The sequence below is a fragment of the Oceaniovalibus guishaninsula JLT2003 genome (assembly GCF_000299575.1).
Classification (GTDB): domain Bacteria; phylum Pseudomonadota; class Alphaproteobacteria; order Rhodobacterales; family Rhodobacteraceae; genus Palleronia; species Palleronia guishaninsula.
Genome location: NZ_AMGO01000011.1, coordinates 82223 through 99677, shown reverse-complemented (window position 1 = coordinate 99677; position 17455 = coordinate 82223). Strand labels below are relative to the sequence as shown.

General features: G+C 66.6%; 20 protein-coding genes. 11 read left to right on the top strand and 9 right to left on the bottom strand.

All coding sequences use genetic code 11. The features are described from left to right. Positions 1–49: 49 nt before the first annotated feature. Entirely contained in the window at positions 50–2239 is a 2190-nt protein-coding gene (gene selD / locus OCGS_RS04025) for a selenide, water dikinase SelD (protein WP_007425952.1), read from the top strand. Here the strand turns inward: selD and mnmH are convergent. After that, complete coding sequence (gene mnmH / locus OCGS_RS04020; protein ID WP_007425951.1) at positions 2236–3288, bottom strand: tRNA 2-selenouridine(34) synthase MnmH; 1053 nt, start codon at positions 3286–3288, stop codon at positions 2236–2238. The two genes, selD and mnmH, sit on opposite strands and share 4 nt — an antisense overlap. A gap of 163 nt (positions 3289–3451) precedes the next feature. Between mnmH and OCGS_RS04015 the strand changes: the two genes are divergently transcribed. Then, the gene (locus tag OCGS_RS04015; RefSeq protein ID WP_007425950.1) at positions 3452–4255 is read left to right on the top strand and encodes a lytic murein transglycosylase; all 804 of its coding nucleotides are present in this window, start codon (positions 3452–3454) and stop codon (positions 4253–4255) included. A gap of 66 nt (positions 4256–4321) precedes the next feature. On the opposite strand, the gene OCGS_RS04010 is transcribed toward OCGS_RS04015, so the two are convergent. The 3 genes from OCGS_RS04010 to OCGS_RS04000 form a co-directional block, all read right to left on the bottom strand. Continuing rightward, positions 4322–5377 carry a GGDEF domain-containing protein gene (locus OCGS_RS04010; RefSeq protein ID WP_007425949.1) on the bottom strand — a complete coding sequence of 352 codons (1056 nt, stop codon included), beginning with the start codon at positions 5375–5377 and terminating at the stop codon, positions 4322–4324. Continuing rightward, entirely contained in the window at positions 5374–5973 is a 600-nt protein-coding gene (locus OCGS_RS04005) for a heme NO-binding domain-containing protein (protein WP_040610484.1), read from the bottom strand. Before OCGS_RS04005 ends, OCGS_RS04010 begins: the two co-directional genes overlap by 4 nt. A 68-nt stretch (positions 5974–6041) precedes the next feature. Next, positions 6042–6320, bottom strand: a complete 279-nt coding sequence (locus OCGS_RS04000; RefSeq protein WP_007425947.1) for a DUF3572 domain-containing protein — start codon at positions 6318–6320, stop codon at positions 6042–6044. A 109-nt stretch (positions 6321–6429) separates the two neighbouring features. Between OCGS_RS04000 and OCGS_RS03995 the strand changes: the two genes are divergently transcribed. The 7 genes from OCGS_RS03995 (at position 6430) to OCGS_RS03965 (ending at position 12431) form a co-directional block, all read left to right on the top strand. Beyond that, entirely contained in the window at positions 6430–7854 is a 1425-nt protein-coding gene (locus OCGS_RS03995; protein ID WP_007425946.1) for a diguanylate cyclase, read from the top strand. A gap of 67 nt (positions 7855–7921) precedes the next feature. Continuing rightward, positions 7922–8344, top strand: coding sequence for a DUF983 domain-containing protein (locus tag OCGS_RS03990; RefSeq protein WP_007425945.1), 423 nt, complete (start codon positions 7922–7924; stop codon positions 8342–8344). Next, positions 8341–9024: an NUDIX hydrolase gene (locus tag OCGS_RS03985; RefSeq protein WP_040610509.1), complete on the top strand. Its 684-nt coding sequence runs from the start codon at positions 8341–8343 to the stop codon at positions 9022–9024. The genes OCGS_RS03990 and OCGS_RS03985 overlap by 4 nt, the downstream gene beginning before the upstream one ends. A 51-nt stretch (positions 9025–9075) precedes the next feature. Beyond that, positions 9076–9720, top strand: a complete 645-nt coding sequence (locus tag OCGS_RS03980; RefSeq protein ID WP_007425943.1) for an SDR family NAD(P)-dependent oxidoreductase — start codon at positions 9076–9078, stop codon at positions 9718–9720. A 60-nt stretch (positions 9721–9780) separates the two neighbouring features. After that, complete coding sequence (gene surE, locus OCGS_RS03975) at positions 9781–10566, top strand: 5'/3'-nucleotidase SurE (RefSeq protein ID WP_007425942.1); 786 nt, start codon at positions 9781–9783, stop codon at positions 10564–10566. Further along, the gene (locus OCGS_RS03970) at positions 10563–11204 is read left to right on the top strand and encodes a protein-L-isoaspartate(D-aspartate) O-methyltransferase (RefSeq protein WP_007425941.1); all 642 of its coding nucleotides are present in this window, start codon (positions 10563–10565) and stop codon (positions 11202–11204) included. The genes surE and OCGS_RS03970 overlap by 4 nt, the downstream gene beginning before the upstream one ends. 63 nt (positions 11205–11267) lie before the next feature. After that, on the top strand, positions 11268–12431 hold the full coding sequence (locus OCGS_RS03965; RefSeq protein ID WP_007425940.1) for a LysM peptidoglycan-binding domain-containing M23 family metallopeptidase: 1164 nt from the start codon (positions 11268–11270) through the stop codon (positions 12429–12431). Between the two features lie 18 nt (positions 12432–12449). Here OCGS_RS03965 and OCGS_RS03960 read toward each other — a convergent pair whose 3' ends face one another. From OCGS_RS03960 to OCGS_RS03940, 5 genes are all read right to left on the bottom strand, one after another. Next, positions 12450–13289 carry an ATP-binding protein gene (locus OCGS_RS03960; protein WP_007425939.1) on the bottom strand — a complete coding sequence of 280 codons (840 nt, stop codon included), beginning with the start codon at positions 13287–13289 and terminating at the stop codon, positions 12450–12452. Beyond that, positions 13286–14215, bottom strand: coding sequence for a twin-arginine translocase subunit TatC (gene tatC, locus OCGS_RS03955; protein WP_007425938.1), 930 nt, complete (start codon positions 14213–14215; stop codon positions 13286–13288). Before tatC ends, OCGS_RS03960 begins: the two co-directional genes overlap by 4 nt. Then, positions 14212–14721 (bottom strand): Sec-independent protein translocase protein TatB, encoded by a 510-nt coding sequence (tatB, locus tag OCGS_RS03950; RefSeq protein ID WP_007425937.1) that lies wholly within the window; start codon positions 14719–14721, stop codon positions 14212–14214. The genes tatC and tatB overlap by 4 nt, the downstream gene beginning before the upstream one ends. 22 nt (positions 14722–14743) lie before the next feature. Beyond that, positions 14744–15028 carry a twin-arginine translocase TatA/TatE family subunit gene (locus OCGS_RS03945; RefSeq protein WP_007425936.1) on the bottom strand — a complete coding sequence of 95 codons (285 nt, stop codon included), beginning with the start codon at positions 15026–15028 and terminating at the stop codon, positions 14744–14746. A 142-nt stretch (positions 15029–15170) separates the two neighbouring features. Continuing rightward, on the bottom strand, positions 15171–15632 hold the full coding sequence (locus tag OCGS_RS03940) for an Lrp/AsnC family transcriptional regulator (RefSeq protein WP_007425935.1): 462 nt from the start codon (positions 15630–15632) through the stop codon (positions 15171–15173). Between the two features lie 133 nt (positions 15633–15765). On the opposite strand from OCGS_RS03940, the gene cysG reads away from it, so the two are divergent. Next, on the top strand, positions 15766–17157 hold the full coding sequence (gene cysG / locus OCGS_RS03935; RefSeq protein ID WP_007425934.1) for a siroheme synthase CysG: 1392 nt from the start codon (positions 15766–15768) through the stop codon (positions 17155–17157). Next, entirely contained in the window at positions 17154–17453 is a 300-nt protein-coding gene (locus OCGS_RS03930) for a DUF2849 domain-containing protein (RefSeq protein WP_007425933.1), read from the top strand. The genes cysG and OCGS_RS03930 overlap by 4 nt, the downstream gene beginning before the upstream one ends. Positions 17454–17455 lie beyond the last annotated feature (2 nt).

The window sequence follows — 17455 nt, the reverse complement described above, 5'->3', positions numbered from 1 at the left end:
TTCGGCAGGGCGGCTGGTCCGTCCCCGCGCCCTGGGCTAGGAGCGTGCCATGCGCCAGCCCGACCTGCCCCAGACCCGTGACCTCGTCCTTGTCGGCGGTGGGCACGCCCATGCCCTGCTGCTGCGCCGTTGGGGAATGACCCCCCTGCCGGGCGCGCGGGTGACGCTGGTCAATCCCGCGGCGACGACGCCCTATACCGGGATGCTGCCGGGCCATGTCGCGGGCCACTACGACCGCGACACTCTGGATATCGACCTGGTGCGGCTTGCCCGGTTCGCCGGTGCGCGGATCGTGTTCGGACGGGCCACGGGGATCGACCGGGCCGAACGCCAGATCGCGGTCGAGGACACGATCCTCGGGGACAGGATTGTCGGCTACGATGTCGCATCGCTTGATATCGGCATCCATTCGGACATGCCGGACCTTCCGGGCTTTGCCGAACATGGGGTGCCCGCCAAGCCGCTCGGCCCCTTCGCGGCGCGGTGGGATAAGCATCTGGCGGCTCTGAAGGACGATCCGTCGCTGGCCCGTCGCGGCATCGCGGTGATCGGCGGCGGCGTCGCCGGGGCGGAATTGGCGATGGCGATGCGGCACGGCGCGGGACCGGACGGACCGCTGACCGTTCTCGACGCGGGCCGCGCGCTGGCGGGCGTCGGGCACGGGGCCGAACGCGCCCTGCGGGCCGAGCTGACGAAACAGAACATCGCGCTGATCGAGAAGGCGAGTGTCGAACGCATCACGGAGGACGCGGTGATTCTGACGGATGGCCGTCGCTTTCCCGCCGCCTTCGTGACGGGGGCCGCGGGGGCACGGCCGCATGATTGGCTGGGCGAAACCGGGCTGACGCTTCACCAGGGCTTTGTCGCGGTCGATGCCACCCTGCGATCCGTGAACGACCCGGCGATCTTCGCCGCGGGCGATTGCGCGCACATGACCCATGCGCCGCGTCCCAAGGCGGGCGTATTCGCCGTGCGGCAGGCGCCTATCCTGCATCACAACCTGCGGGTTGCCTTGGCCGAAAACGGAAGGATGCGCCGCTATCGGCCCCAGCGGGACTACCTCAAACTGATATCGACCGGCCGGAAGGCGGCGGTCGCCGACAAGGCGGGTCTTCGACTGCAGGGGACTTTGCTGTGGCGCTGGAAGGACCGGATCGACCGCAAGTTCATGCGAAAGCTCTCCGTCCTGCCGCGGATGGACGCGCTGGCCCTGCCCCGGATGCGTGCGGCCGGGTTGACGGCGCTGGCAGACGGGCAGGCCCCTTGCGGCGGCTGTGCGGCAAAGGTCGGACGCGGCGCGTTGACCGCGGCGCTGGCACAATTGCCCGACATCGGCGGGTCTGTCGTCAAAGGCATCGGCGACGACGCCGCGGTGATCCGGGTCGGCGACCGGCTACAGGTGCTGACCGTTGACCAGCTTCGTCCGGTGACGGACGACCCCGCACTGATGATGCGGATTGCGGCGACTCACGCGGTCAACGACTGCCTTGCCATGGGCGCCGTGCCGCATTCCGTTTTGCTGACCCTGACCCTGCCGCGCCTTTCGCCCCGCCTGGAAGAACGCACTCTGGCCGAAATCATGGCCGAAGCCGCCGCTACCCTGACCGGATCCGGCGCGGCGATTGTCGGTGGACACACCGCCACGGGGCCGGAAGCGGCCTATGGTCTGACGGTGACGGGGCTGCTTGAAGGCGAGGCGGTCGGACTGGATGGCGGCAAAGTGGGTGACGCGTTGATCCTGACGCGGCCGTTGGGAACGGGTGTCATCCTTGCGGCCGAGATGGCGACGCAGGCGCGCGGCACGTGGGTCGAGCAGGCGTTCAGAACCATGGCGACGCCCCAGATTGTCACGGCGAAAATTCTGCGGCACGCCCATGCGATGACCGACGTGACGGGGTTTGGCTTGGAGGGCCATCTGTCAGCGCTTTGCCTAGCATCGGGCACGGGGGCGCGGATCGTTCTCGACCGGCTGCCGATGCTGGACGGGGCGGCGGAATTGCTGCGCCAAGGCATACGGTCCACCCTGCACCGTGCGAACCGCGCATCGGCCGGTCCGTTGATCCTGCGGGACCGGGCGGAGGCCGAGATTCTTTTCGATCCGCAGACAGCCGGTGGCCTGCTGGCGGCCGTCGCGTCGGATCGGGCAACGGACCTGCTGGCCGAGTTGCAAAAAGTCGATGCCAGGGCCGCGATAATCGGCGCGTTGACAGAACCCGATACCGGGATCGAAATCGTCTAGAACCGGCGCATCTCGGTCGCGATCCTGTCCGCCAGACGGTCAAGGGCGTCGGGATCGAGGCCGGGCGTCTCGAGCGTCGTCGTGTGTCCCTTCGCCGCACGGTCGCGTTGGGCGGCATAGCGCGGATCGTAATGGTGGACGATCAGCGCCTCGGCCAACTGCACGACACGGCCGGTCTGGGCCAGATCGCGCCAGGCCGCGATCCGGTCGCGGCCCTGAAGGGGTGTCAGCGATACAAGGATACGGTCCAGCACGGCACCATCCGCCGCGATATCGGCATAGGCCCCGGCCAGATAGGCGGCCCGCGCGGCAGCGGGCGCCGCGACCGTCAATCGCGGCGCGGCGCGCATCGCTTGCCACAAGCGCGGCGGGATCACGCGGGCGCCGATCTTGCTGCTTTCCGCCTCGATCAGGACAGGCCGGGCGGGATCGAGCAACGCCACTTGTTCCGCAAGTTGCGATTCGAACGCCTTTTGCGACGGCTGATCGGCAGGACGACCGCCGAAGACCGACCCGCGATGCCGCGCCATGCCTTCAAGGTCGAGGATTTGCACATCTCTTTGCGCGACCAGGTGCAGAAGTTCGGTCTTGGCCGTTCCCGTGTAGCCGTCCAGCAGGATGACGGGCGCGGGAAACTCTGCCTCGTATAGCGCCTGGCGCACCAGCGCCCGGTAGGTGCGATAGCCCCCCTCGAGGACCGCAACGCGCCAGCCGATCTGGTCGAGGATGGAAGCGAACGACCGGGACCGTTGCCCGCCGCGCCAGCAATAGACCAGAGGCCGCCAGCCCCCGTCACGATCGGCGAGCGGCCCCTCGATATGGGCTGCGGCATTGCGGGCGACCAAGGCCGCCCCCAGCTTGCGCGCCAGAAACGCACTTTGCCGAACGTAGATCGTGCCGATACGGGCCCGTTCCGCATCGTCGAGGACCGGCAGGCTGATCGCCCCCGGAACGTGATCCTCGGCATATTCCGACGGCGACCGCACGTCGATGATGTCGTCGAACGCGGCCCTGCGAAACGCATCGAGAGAGTCAGGTGCGAAGGTCATCGAACAGTTTCGATATCGAAAATCGGCATGCGATGCCCCTAACGCATGCCGCGCTTGGGTAACAGGCGTGTCGGCGCAATTGGCGCGTCCGCGCAAGCCGCTTGGTTTATTGGCGATCCCCGCTACATTCGGCATCGAACCTGTACGATGCCCGGAGCTTTCCATGACCCGATCGCTGACGCTGCTGCGCGCGGCCCTCTTGCTTGCCCTGACGACAACAGGCGCCCAGGCGGCGCAATGCGGCAATACCGCCGCCGGCTATGACGCCTGGAAGGCCGCCTTCGCGCAGGAGGCCGCCGCCGTCGGCGTCGGGCAGCGGGGTTTGCAGGCCCTCGCCAATTCCCGCTATGCCCAGGGAACGATCAACGCCGATCGCAATCAGAAAAGCTTTCGCTATTCGCTGGACAAGTTTCTTCAGGTTCGGGGCGCCGACACCATTGTCGCGCAGGGGCGACAGCGCAAGGCGGCGAATCCGGGGCTTTATGACGCGCTGGAACAGCGATACGGCGTTCCGGCCGGTGTGCTGATCGCCATTCACGGCATGGAAACGGGGTTCGGCCGCTTCATGGGGGACAGCAACGTCGTCTCGTCCATCGCGACCCTCGCCTATGATTGCCGACGTTCGGATTTCTTCACGCCCCATGCCCTTGCCGCGCTGATCATGGTGGATCGCGGCTGGATTTCGGCCCAGACCGTCGGCGCGCGTCATGGCGAATTGGGGCATACGCAGTTTCTGCCGGACAACGTGCTGCGCTATGGGGTGGACGGCGACGGCGATGGCCGGGTCGACTTGACCCGCGAGGTGGACGCCCTGGCTTCCACGGCGAATTATCTGCGCGGCAAGGGCTGGCGGCCCGGCCAAGGCTATCAGCCGGGCCAGCCGAACTATGCCGTCATCCAGGCCTGGAACGCCGCCTCGGTCTATCAGCAGGCAATCGCCCTTATGGCGGCGCGCATTGATTCCTGATGCGCGGCCCGAAGCCAGCGCGGTCATCGGGCTGTGATCTGACCCTCCGGCCGCCTTGCCGGCAATCTACTCGGATGGCGGGACATGCAGGCACGCATCGAAGACCGCGTGCCGCGAACGCCCGGCCCTCTTGGATGCATAGAGCGCCAGGTCGGCATCCGCCATCATCTGCACGGGGTCGGCCACGTCGTATGCCGTTGACAGGGCCGTCCCCATCGACGCCGAGATGCGACAGGTCGCGTCCCCGACGGTGATCGGTTGTTCCACGCCGACGATGAGGCGCCGCGCGATCCGGTCGATGATTGCCGGATCCACCAGGTTGCGGAAGAGAATCACGAATTCGTCGCCGCCCGTCCGCGCGACCAGATCCCTGTCGCGGGTCACGTCGGTCAGCACATGGGCCACCGCCTTCAGCACCTCGTCGCCAGCGGCATGCCCGTGGCGGTCGTTCACCTGCTTGAAATAGTCGAGATCCACGTTGCAAAGGGCGAAGGGAATGCCTGCGGCAACAAGGTCGGCCAAGGCCCGGTCGAGGGCGCGGCGGTTTCCCAGGCCGGTCAGCGTATCGGTGAATGCCTGCTTCTCGGCCATCTGCCGCGCCCCGTTCAGGCGCATGATCAGCCGCTGCGATTCGGTCATCGCCGCATTCTTGCCCTCGATCAGATAGAGCATGTCCACGGTCATGTCCGTCGCGCTGAAATCGGTGCAGGTCAGACCCGCGCCGCCTAGATCGGCCAATTCGCGCAGGCCGAGGGACAGGTTCAGAACCAGCCCCCCCGCCCCGGCCAGCGGCGCCGCCACGCCCCGAAGCCGCACCGCGCGCCCGTCGCGGAAAGCAAGGTCGAGGCGATGACCGCCGATCCCGTGCAGATCCGCCGGTCCGCGGACAGTCTGGGGGCGGTTGAATGAAAAGCAGTCTGTCAGTTTTCGGTTAACAAGCGGTCGATTGCCGGCCAAGCGCGACAGGCTCGGGCCGATGTGAACGATCCGCCCCTCCGGATCGATCATGGCATGCATCGGCATCAGCAGGTCGAGCCCGTGGCGTCCCAACAGCAAATCATCGTCTTTCCGCGGTATGGCGACACGGTCGATGACGTCGCGCCGGTCCATATCGGCCATCATGACGCCAGCCCGTCGGTCAGCGCAAAGGCGCGCCCCTCGTGAAAGCGGTCGGCGGGCATGTGAATGTCTATCGTGGCGCTATCGGGCCCGCCGTCGGCGGTTTCCGCCCAATCGAGGACCACGAGCGCGCCGTAATCGTCGGCCATCGCGCGGATGATTCCCATCACCACATGCTCGACCCCCGGCATGCCACCGCGGCATGTCAGCCGGTAGATACCCGACCCCATATCCGTCAGCCGAAGCCCCGGAAATGGCGCGTCGGGAAGGATCAGACGCGCCCGTTCGGGCAGGTCGTCGAGCGAATGGAGAAACGCCCGGAAATCGTCGCCGCCATAGCGCATGAGGCGACGCACACGCGACATGTTCGGATGCGACACCAGATACGTTCCCAGATCTTCCAGCAGGTCCGGCTGCGTCTTTGACAAGGCGCGGCAGGCCGCCGCGATCACATCGTGGGTCAGCGCATCTTCGTATTCCATCATCGGCTCGAACCCGGTCAGGTCGGGTGCGGACCGCCGTGCGATGTCGCGCCAGACCTCGTCGCCATAGGTGTCCTGCAAAAAACCCTGTAGCGACCTGTTCACCAATCCGTGCATGCCAATTACCGCGCGACCAAGACGGCCCCACGCTAGTCGTCGGACTTTAAGGTTCGGTTACCGGCGGCTCAGGTCCAGTGGGGCAGATCGCCGCCCGGCAGAACAGCGCGCGCGCGACCCGGAACGTCATAGGCGTATCCGTTCCTGTCGCAGAACCCTTCGATCCACCGATCCTGCATCAGCAGAAAATCGAGGACGGCGCCCAAGAACTCGGCGTCGCCGGCGCGCTGCCGAATGTCGGCAGGGTCGGAACCGGTGGCACCCATGAATTCGGACAGGACATCGTCGTCCGATGCGATCCAGGCCAGCGCCTCGACCGCGACCGTTTCGGCAGATTCGCGCCGCATCGTTACCAACCCCGATTTTGCGAAAGGTTTTCTTAAGGCTTATGTCAGATTGGTAAAGCATCGGCCGCAAGATACGGTCGAAGGTCGTCCCTTTTGCAACGGATCCCGCATGTCGAGGCGCATTCTTATCGTCGATGACCTTGCGATCAACCGGATCGCCCTCCGGTCCGCCCTGGGGAACGCGTGCTATGACGTGCATGCGGTGGCGGATGGCGCGACGGCGATGAAAGACATCGCTGCCGCGGCGCCGGACCTTGTGATCGCCGCGCAGGACCTTCCCGACATGAGCGGGACGGAACTTTGCCGCCGTATCGTCAAGACCGCCGGGAACGCGGATCTGCCGGTCATCCTGATCGGGGCGACGCAGACGCCCGATGCACGGCTGGCAGCGCTGGAAGCGGGTGCGGCGACCCTGATTTCCCGCCCCTCCGACCGCGCGTGGCTTCTCGCCAACCTGCGCTCGGTCCTGCGGGCGGCGGAAACGCGCGGAGAACTGCGGCGCAGGGACATGACGGCCTCGCGGCTGGGCTTTTCGGAAGCGGCCGGATCGTTCGACGCCCCTGCGCGGATCGCGTTCATCGGCAGTTCGGAGGAGTCCGCCGCGACCGCCGACGCATTGCGCCATCGCTTGCAGCACGACATCGCCGTCATCCCGTCGTCCGGGGCGCTGTCGCTTGGGGACGATCGCGCGCCGCCCGATGTCGTCGTGCTGGCCGACACCGCCCCGGCGGACGAAATGCTGTGGCTGCTGTCCGAGTTGCGGTCGCGTCCGCAAACCCGCCGGTCCGCCATTCTAATCGGATACGACCAGGACGACCGGACCTATGCGGGACGCGCCCTCGATCTGGGGGCGAGCGATCTGTTCGAGACGGATGCGGACCCGCAGGAACTGGCGCTGCGGATTGCCCGACAGGTCCGGCTGAAGCGCGACGCGGACAGATTGCGCGCTACGGTCGATGCAGGCCTTGCGATGGCCGCGCGGGATTCGCTTACGGGTCTTTATAACCGTCGCTATGCGCTTCATCATCTGGCGGAACTGGCCGCGCGTCCCCGTCTGGAAGGGCGGGGATACGGCGTCCTGATCCTGGATATCGACCGCTTCAAGGCGGTGAACGACAGACACGGGCACGCGGCCGGCGATGCTGTGCTGAGCGACGTGGCGCGGCAGCTATCGGACAACATCCGCGACGTCGATCTGATCGCGCGCATCGGCGGCGAGGAGTTTCTGGTGGCCCTGTCCGACACGTCGCCTTCCGAAACCGCCTTGGCGGCAGAGCGGCTGCGTCTGGCCATCGCGGACAGGCCCGCGATATTGCCCGACGGCAGAACCCTTCCCGTCAGCGTCAGCATCGGGGCGACCTGCGCGATGGGCGGCCCGGTTGCGCCGCAGCGCGCGCTGGATGCCGCGGATGTCGCGCTTTACGAGGCCAAGCGCGCCGGGCGCAACAGGGTGGTTCTTGCCGCCATCGCCGATGCGCAGAAGCCGTCCCGGACTGCCGCCGATGAAGCGCCGTTGCGACGCGACACCGCGTAATCCGTGCCGGGCCTGTTCCTGCATGCAGTCTTGCCCTACATTCCGGCAACCGCCTCCGGAGTCTTCGATGCCCGACATTCCCACCGATCCTGCTGGCGCCGATCCGCTTTTACGGTCTGACCCCGAACGCCGGGAACGGGAATTGCGACCTGCCCTGCTGCGCGGGCTGCACCGGCGCTGTCCGAGTTGTGGGGCGGGTCCGATGATGCTGGGATACCTCAAGCTGCGCGACGAATGCACGGTCTGTGGCGAGAATTTCCGCCATGCGCGCGCGGATGACGGACCTGCCTATCTGACCATCCTGCTTGTGGGGCATCTGATGGCGCCGCTGCTGCATCTGGTGTTCGTCCGCTTCCGGCCCGAACCGATCGTGCTGGCGGGGATCTTCACGCTGGGCTGCGTCGCCCTGTCGCTATATTTGCTGCCGCGGATCAAGGGAATGCTGGTGGCGTTCCAGTGGGCGCGCCGCATGCACGGCTTCAGGGCATGACCGATCTGGCGGCAGACCGCATCCGCGACGCCGCAACCATCGTCGTCATCCGCGATCCCGCCGGTCCGTTGCCGCGTGTCCTGATGGGGCAGCGCGGGCTTTCGGCGGTGTTCATGCCATCGAAATACGTCTTTCCGGGCGGCGCGGTCGATCCGGGCGATCACGACATCGCGCTTGCCCGGCCCTTGCCGAATGTCTGCGCCGAGCGGCTGGTTCTGCCCGGCGAAGCGTCGCCCCATGCGCTGGCCGCCGCCGCCATCCGCGAGTTGTGGGAGGAGACCGGACAGATCCTCGGGCAACCCGGCGACTGGGCCGATCCGCCGCCGGACTGGACGGGCTTCGCCGCGCGCGGGTTCCTACCCGATGCCGCGCGGCTGACATATGTGTTTCGCGCGATCACCCCGCCTGGCCGGCCCCGGCGCTTCGACGCCCGCTTCTTCGTGACCGACGCGGCGAACCTGCAAACCGATCCCGACGATTTCGATGCCGCGAGCGAGGAGCTGGGCCATCTACACTGGGTGCCCATCGCCGAGGCACGCAAGCTCGATCTGCCGTTCATCACGACGGTGGCGCTGGCCGAGATCGCGACGCGCCTGCCCGATCTGTCGCCGCCCGACCGAATCCCGTTCTTTCGAAACGACGACGAAGATATCGCCATCGCCAACGCCGCGCTTCGCTGACGGCCGCCCTCTCGGCTTGACGCCGCCGCGGTTCCGTCCCAAACGGCGCGCATGTCGCAGATCGCCCTTGTCACCGGTGCATCGCGAGGGCTGGGGGCCGCGCTTGCGCTCGCGCTCGCCCCGACGCATCACATCGTCGCCGTTGCCCGCACGACCGGCGGTCTCGAAGATCTCGACGATCGGATCCGGGATGTAAACGGCGCGGCCACGCTGGCCCCTCTCGACGTGACCGACAGGGACGCGATGGCGCATATGTGCCGCGACATCCACGAACGCTGGGGGCATGTCGATCTCTGGCTGCATACGGCCATCCATGCCGGACCGCTCGCTCCGGCGGGGCATCTCGACATCAAGGACTGGAACAAGTCGGTCGCGGTCAATGCAACCGCGACAGCGATGTTGATTCCGATGGTCGAGCCGCTGCTGCGGGCGGCAAAGACGGGCCGAGCAGTCTTTTTCGACGATCCCCGCGCCGGCCAGAAGTTCTTCGGTCATTATGGTGCGAGCAAGGCCGCCCAGATGGCACTCGTCCGGTCCTGGGCCGCCGAGACCGCGAACACCGGACCGAGGGTCGATGTACTTTCCCCCCGCCCCATGCCGACGGCGACGCGTGCCCGGTTCTTTCCGGGCGAGGATCGCACGGCGCTGGCCGATCCGCTGGCGGAAGCCCGGCGACTTCTGGCAATCCCAGACTGACCGGCCAAGCTTGCCGTGCTCGGGCCGGTCGCCTATTGAGGCGTCAAAAGGGGGCCGGCCTTGCGCATTCTGATCACCAATGACGACGGCATCAACGCGCCCGGTCTCGAAGTGCTGGATCGGATCGCCGCCGAGATTGCCGGACCGGACGGCGAGGTCTGGACGGTCGCGCCCGCGTTCGAGCAGTCGGGCGTGGGTCATTGCATCAGCTATACCCATCCGATGATGATCGCCGAGCTTGCGCCGCGCCGCTGGGCCGCCGAAGGCTCGCCGGCCGATTGCGTCCTGGCCGCCCTTCACGACATCCTTCCTGCACGTCCCGACCTTGTGCTGTCGGGCGTCAACCGGGGCAACAACGCGGCCGAGAATGTCCTCTATTCCGGCACTGTCGGCGGCGCGATGGAGGCCGCGCTGCAAGGCATTCCCGCAATCGCCCTGTCGCAATTCTTCGGCCCCGCCAATGGCCGCGCGCCCGACCCGTTCGAGGCGGCGGGCCGGTGGGGCGTGCGGACGGTCCGCGCGATTCTCGACACGATGCCGAGGACCGAAGATGACGGGTATCGCCTGTTCTGGAACGTCAACTTTCCGCCGTGCCCTGCCGGTGACGTCAGGGGATTGTCCGCCGCGGCCCAAGGGTTCAGACCGGGCACGGCGTTCACTACCGAATCGCATGTATCGCCTGCCGGGCGGCGGTTTCTGTGGATCCGGGGGGGCGATCAGCAGGTCGCGACGGCACCGGGAACCGACGCCGCGGTCAACCTCGACAACCGCATTTCCGTCACGCCCATGCGCGCCGATCTGACCGACCGCGCCGCGCTGGCATCGCTGTCAAAGGCGTTCGAATGAGCTTCGACGCCGAAGCCCGGATGCAGTTTCTTTATACGCTACGGTCGCGTGGCGTGCTGGATGCGCGCGTGCTGGCGGCGATGGAGAAGGTCGATCGCGGCAATTTCGTTCGCGGTATCTTCGCCGACCGCGCCTATGAGGACATGCCGCTGCCCATCGCCTGCGGCCAGACGATCAGCCAGCCGTCAGTCGTCGCCCTGATGACGCAGGCGCTCGACGTGCATCCGCGCCACAAGGTCCTCGAAGTGGGGACAGGGTCGGGATATCAGGCGGCGATCCTGTCGCATCTCGCGCGGCGGGTCTATACGGTGGACCGGCATCGCCGCCTCGTCCGCGAGGCCCGAGAAGTGTTCGAGGCCACGGGCCTGACCAACATCACCGCCTTCGCGGCGGACGGAAGCCGCGGCCTGCCGGATCAGGCGCCGTTCGACCGCATTCTCGTCGCCGCCGCTTCCGAGGATCCGCCCGGTCCGCTCTTGGCGGAATTGCGGGTGGGCGGTATCATGGTGCTGCCGGTCGGCCAGTCCGACGCGGTGCAGACCTTGATCAAGGTGACGCGCACTGCCGAAGGGTATGACTACGAGGAATTGCGGCCGGTGCGGTTCGTTCCCTTGCTGGAAGGCATGGGGCGCGATTGACGGCGACGGACGCGGCGAACGGCCCACAGAAGGCCGCCGCCGGAAAGCACAAAGGACGAGCAGATGGCATCCAAGACCGCCCTTCGGCGCAGTTCGCCCCTGTCGGCAGGGGCGGTCGCGCTTCTGATCCTCGCCGGTTGCAATGAACCGGGACAGGGCTTCGACTGGGACCTGCGCGGCAACATCGCCAACGCCTTCGATACGTCCGATGCGGTGGCGCGGCGCGTGGACAGCCGGCCGACCCCCGACCGCCGCGGGGTCATCTCCTATCCGAACTATCAGGTCGCGGTCGCCAACAGGGGCGACACGGTGGCGACGATAGCCGGTCGCGTCGGACTGCCTGCGGATGAAATCGCCCGCTATAACGGCCTTCCCGCCACTGTCGCCCTGCGCCAGGGCGAGGTGGTGGCCCTGCCCCGGCGTGTGACCGAACCCTCGTCCGCGACCGGCACCGTGATGGCCGGACCGACCCGTTCCGCGCAGACGATCACTTCGACGCCGCTCGAGACGCCCGCGGCCCAGCCCGTTCCGCAGCGCACGGCGGCTGCCCCGCAGACCGGGGCGGAACCTGTCCGCCACAAGGTCGGACGCGGCGAGACCGCGTTCACCATCGCCCGGCTTTATGACGTTCCGGCACAGGCGCTTGCCGAATGGAACGGACTCGGCCCGGATATGGCGGTGCGCGAAGGGCAGTATCTGTTGATCCCGGTCGCCAGCCCCGCCCCTGTCCGCGAAACGCCGCCCGGAGCCGGCAGCGTCGCGCCTGTGCCGCCATCTGCCGCCAAACCGCTGCCCGAACGCGACGAGGTGGCCGGCGCGCCGCCCAAGGACACGCCGCCATCGCCAGACTTGGGCAAGCAGCAGACCGCCCAGTCCGAAGGCAAGTTCGTGTTCCCGGTGGCGGGGCCGATCATCCGTCCCTATTCCAAGGGCAAGAACGACGGTATCGACATTTCCGCCCCGGCGGGCAGCGCTGTGAAGGCCGCTGACGGCGGAACCGTGGCGGCCATAACCCGCGATACCGATCAGGTGCCCATTCTCGTGTTGCGCCATCCCGGCAATATCCTGACGGTCTATGCCGGTGTGGACGATATCGAGGTCAACAAGGGCGACAGCGTCAGGCGCGGTCAGACCATTGCCCGCATCCGCGACACGGCGACGCCATCGCTGCACTTCGAAGTGCGGGAAGGCTTCGAAAGCGTCGATCCGGTCGGCTATCTCGAATGAAGCGGCGCGGATTGCGGTTCAGGCGGCATCCAATGCGATGCCGCGCCGTCCGGCCAGATCGGTGAAGAACTGCCAGGCCACGCGACCGGACCGTGCGCCGCGCGTCGCCTGCCACTCGATCGCTTCGGCGCGAAGCGCGGTTTCGTCGATCTCGATCCCGTAGGAATCGCAATAGCCGCGGATCATCGCGAGATAGGTCGCCTGGTCGCAGGGATGGAAGCCCAGCCACAGACCGAAGCGGTCGGACAGCGAGACTTTTTCCTCCACCGCCTCGGATGGGGCGATCGCCGAACCGCGCTCGTTCTCGATCATGTCGCGCGGCATGAGGTGGCGGCGGTTCGAGGTCGCATAAAGCAGTACGTTCGCCGGACGCCCTTCGACCCCGCCATCCAACACAGCCTTGAGCGACTTGTAATGCTCGTCATCCTGCGAGAAGGACAGATCGTCGCAAAACAGCACGACCCTGTGGGACGTTTGCCGAAGCAGCGCCATGAGCCGCCCGACACTCGGCAGGTCTTCGCGCTGAAGTTCGACCAGTTTCAGCGGGTGATGTCTGAGCACGTCGGCATGGACGGCCTTGACCAGCGACGACTTGCCCATGCCCCGCGCGCCCCAGAGCAGCGCGTTGTTCGCTGGAAGGCCGCGCGCAAACTGCCGGGTATTGGCCAGCAGCGTGTCGCGTGCCCGGTCGATCCCAACGAGAAGCGGCAGTTCGACCCGGTTGACGCGAGCCACGGGGCACAGCCGGTCGGGTGCGACGTGCCAGACGAAGGCATCGGCGGCATCGAAATCGGGCGCGGGAGCCGGCGGGGGCGCCAGCCTTTCCAGCGCCAAGGCAATCCGGTCGAGCGGGGTCACGGACGCTTGGTGCCGTCTTCGGGCGGAACGTCGCCGGGCAGGTCATCGGAATAATCGTAAAGCTCTTCATCCTCACCAAGGATGCCTTCGGCGCGCAGTTCTTCGGTGCGCTTCCTCTCGACCCGCGCGACAAGGAAGATCGACACCTCGTAAAGGGCGTAGACGACAGTGAACAGGATGATCTGCGTCACCACATCGGGCGGCGTCACCAGCGCGGCAAGAACCAGAATGCCGACGATCGCGTATTTGCGCACATCCCGCAGACCCCGCGCGCTGACCAACCCGGCCTTGCCCATCAGCGTCAGCAGCACCGGCAATTGGAAGCACAGCCCGAATGCCAAGATGAATTTCAGCGACAGATCGAGGGATTCGCGCACGGAACCCAGAAAGACGGTGCGCAATTCCTGCGTCTCGGGCAGCACGACGATTTCGTCCAGCCCCTGCCCCGACAAGATGTCGACAAGCGCGGGGATCGCGTCGGAAAAGCCGATGAAGAAGTTCATCGCCAGCGGCGTGACGATGAAATGGGCGAAGGCCGCCCCCAGCAGGAATAGAAGCGGGGACGAGACGATGAACGGAAGAAAGGCGTTCCGTTCGCTTTTATAGAGGCCGGGGGCCACGAACCGCCAAAGCTGATGCGCGATGACGGGGAACGACAGGGCGAAGCCGCCGATGACCGAGATGCGGATCAGGACGAAAAACTTTTCCTGCGGGGCGGTAAAGATAAGCTGCGGATTTTCGCCGCGCGTGCGCAGCACATCGGCAATGGGCTGAGCGAGAAAGTTCAGGATCGGTTCGGCCACGGTGAAACAGGCGATCATCGCCACCACGAAGGCGAGGACCGACCGGATCAGGCGCGTGCGCAGTTCGGCCAGATGTTCGATAAGCGGGGCCGAGCTGTCGTCGATCTCGTCCTGGGCGCTCACGTCTCGGTCTCCGAGGGGACAGGCCCGGACAGGGGCGTGCGCGCCTTTTCGCCGGCGGGTTTGGCCGGCTCGGCGGTTTGAGCCAGATAGGACGCGGCATCGCCGGTGCGCGCGCCTTCATCGGCAAGACTGTCTACGAAGTCCTGCGCCGACTTGCGCCGTTCCGACTGGCTTTGCGCAAGCGCCGCCGTTTCCGGCCCGTGCTTGGGCTTGACCGGTTTCGACAATCCCGGATCCCACTTCTCGAACCGCTCGGCCGCCTCGTTCAGCCGGTCGAGCCCCAGCTTCTTGGGACTGGTCAGGCCCTTGAGATCGCGCTGGATGTCCTTGACGCCGGCCTCGTCCGCCGCATCGTCCATCGCGCGCTGGAATTCGCGCGCCATGCCGCGCATCTTGCCGGTAAAACGCCCAAGCGTGCGGAACATGCCGGGCAGGTCTTTCGGGCCGACGACAATCAGCGACACGACACCGATCACCAGCAGTTCGCTCATGCCGATATCGAACATGCGGCGGGCCCTCCGGGCGCTGTCAGCCCTTGCGCGTCTCGGGGTCGAGGCGGGCGTCGGGCTTCACATGCGCGGTCGCGGGGCCCGGCGGGGTCGCATCGCCGTGCTCGGGCGCGGAAATCTCGCGCGCGCTGGCCGCGCGCTGCTCGTCGCGGTCATCGGCGCTGCTGTCGCTCACGCCGCGCTTGAAGGCCGTGATCCCCTTGCCGACTTCGCCCATAAGCGATGAAATCTTGCCGCGTCCGAAAAGGACCAGCACAACGACGGCGATCAGCAGAAGGCCGGGAAGGCCGATATTGTTGAGCATGCGGGTCTCTCCCTGTTGCGGCGGGCCGCCGGGCGTCCGGCGACCGTTATCGTTGTTCGCCGTCAGTATCTAAGGCATCGGTCGGCCGAGTTGAAGCGACAAACCGATCACAGTTTGCGGGGGCGCAAAGGGCGCGGGACCGTCACAGCGGCAGATCGGTCGTGCTTTTCAGCTCTTCCATCGACAGCAGCGCGGTGACGTTGTGGATGCGGACCTGCCGGATCAGCGACTGATAGAATGCATCATAGGCCCGCGCATTGGCAACGCGCACCTTCAGGATATAGTCGATATCCCCTGCAAGCCGGTGCGCTTCCTGCACTTCGGGGCGGGCCTGAAGCGTTTCCAGAAATCGCGACTGCCAGTCGGCGTCGTGTTCGGATGTGCGGATCAGCACGAAAAAGCAGGCTTCGAAGCCCAGTGCCTCGGCGTCCAGGATGACCGTCTGCCGCCCGACGATGCCCGCCCCGCGCAGCTTGCGGATCCGCGACCAGACCGGCGTCTTGGACGACCCTACTTCGCGGGCGATGTCATCGAGCGACTGGCTGGCGTCGCGTTGGATCGCACGCAGGATTTTTCGATCGAGGTCGTCGAGGCGGACGGTCATCTGCTCTGCTCCTTGAAACCCGAACATACAACCTGCATTTGCGGGATGTCTGGTCTGATGTTCCTTATCTCTGCCAGCACCTCCCCGAAAGCGGAATATAATTCTATGTTCCCTCCCACAGAGGGAGCGCAGAATGCAGCATTTTCCGATCTACGTGAACCTTGCGGGCCGCCGCGTGGTGCTTTCGGGTGGTGGCGATGCGGCGTTGGCGAAGCTGCGTCTGCTGCTGAAGACCGAGGCGCGGCTGACTGTCTTCGCAACGGATCCGGCGCCCGAAATCAGGGCTTGGGCGGCAGCGAAGCGGTTGACGCTGATCGACCGCGCGATGGCGCCCGGCGATGCGGTCTGCGCGACGTTGTTCTATGCCGCCGACGAGGATGCGGCGGAAGATGCCCGCACGGCCGCAATTGCCCGTGCCGATGGCGCGCTGGTCAATATCGTCGACAACCTGACCGACAGCGCGTTCATCACTCCCGCCATCGTCGACCGCGATCCCGTCACGGTGGCGATTGGCACCGAGGGCGCTGCGCCTGTCCTCGCCCGCGCGATCAAGCGCGATATGGAAGAACGACTGCCCTCGTCGCTGGGATCGCTGGCAGAGGCGGGCAAGCGGTTCAGGGACCGGGCGGCGGCACTGCCCCACGGCCGGGCGCGGCGGGACTTCTGGGCGGAATGGTACGATCGCGCGGGACCGGCCGCAATCGCGGCAGCTGCGGATCTGGACAAGGCGCTGTCCCGTCTTCTCGACCGGCATATCGCGCGGCGGGGCGCGACGGGCCATGTGCATTTCGTCGGTGCCGGACCAGGCGACCCGGACCTGCTGACCATGAAGGCGCGGCACGCGCTGGACTGGGCGGATGTGGTGGTTCACGACCGGCTGGTCCCGGCTGCGATCCTGGAGCTGGCCCGCCGTGAGGCGCGCATCGTCGATGTCGGCAAGGAAGGCTTCGGTCCGGCGACGCCGCAATCGGCAATCGACGCGATGATCGTCGATTTTGCGGCCAAAGGGTTGCAGGTCGTGCGACTGAAATCGGGCGATCCGACTGTGTTCGGGCGGCTGGACGAGGAAATCGAGGCCGTCGTCGCGGCCGGCATCGACTATACCATCGTGCCTGGCATCACCGCCGCCAGCGCGGCCGTGGCCGCCATCGGCCAAAGCCTGACGCGGCGTGGACGGAACGGGTCGGTCCGGTTGATGACCGGGCACGATACCCGAGGCTTCGCCGATCACGACTGGGCGGCGCTTGCCCGCAAGGACGAGGTAGCGGCGATCTATATGGGCAAGCGCGCGGCCCGATACATCCAGGGCCGGCTGCTGATGCACGGGGCGGATCCCGCCACCCCGGTCACGGCAATCGAGAATGCGTCGCGCCCCGATGCCCGCATCATCGCAACGACGCTGGCCCAGATGGAACCGGTGCTGCGCGACGCGGCCCTCGATGGACCGGCTTTGGTCCTGCTGGGATTGGCACCGCGGACTTCGCACGAAACAGCAGCAATCCCCGCACTGGAGGCCGCGATATGACCCGCCGTTACACCCCCAAGGTCGTCACCGCAAACAGGCTTCTGGCAGGCGACGCCGTCTGGCTGACCGAGGACGATACCTGGTCGACCGATATGGCCGAGGCCGAGTTGATCGAGGATGAGGCACATGCCCAGATGCGTCTGCTGCATGCGCAAAGCCGGCCCCACGAAGTCGTCGGCGCTTATCTGACGGATGCGGCGCCCGGCCATGATGGCCCCAGACCCGTGCACTTCCGCGAGGAGTTCCGCACGCGCGGCCCATCCAACCGCTTTCACGGCAAGCAGGCCGAAGGATAATC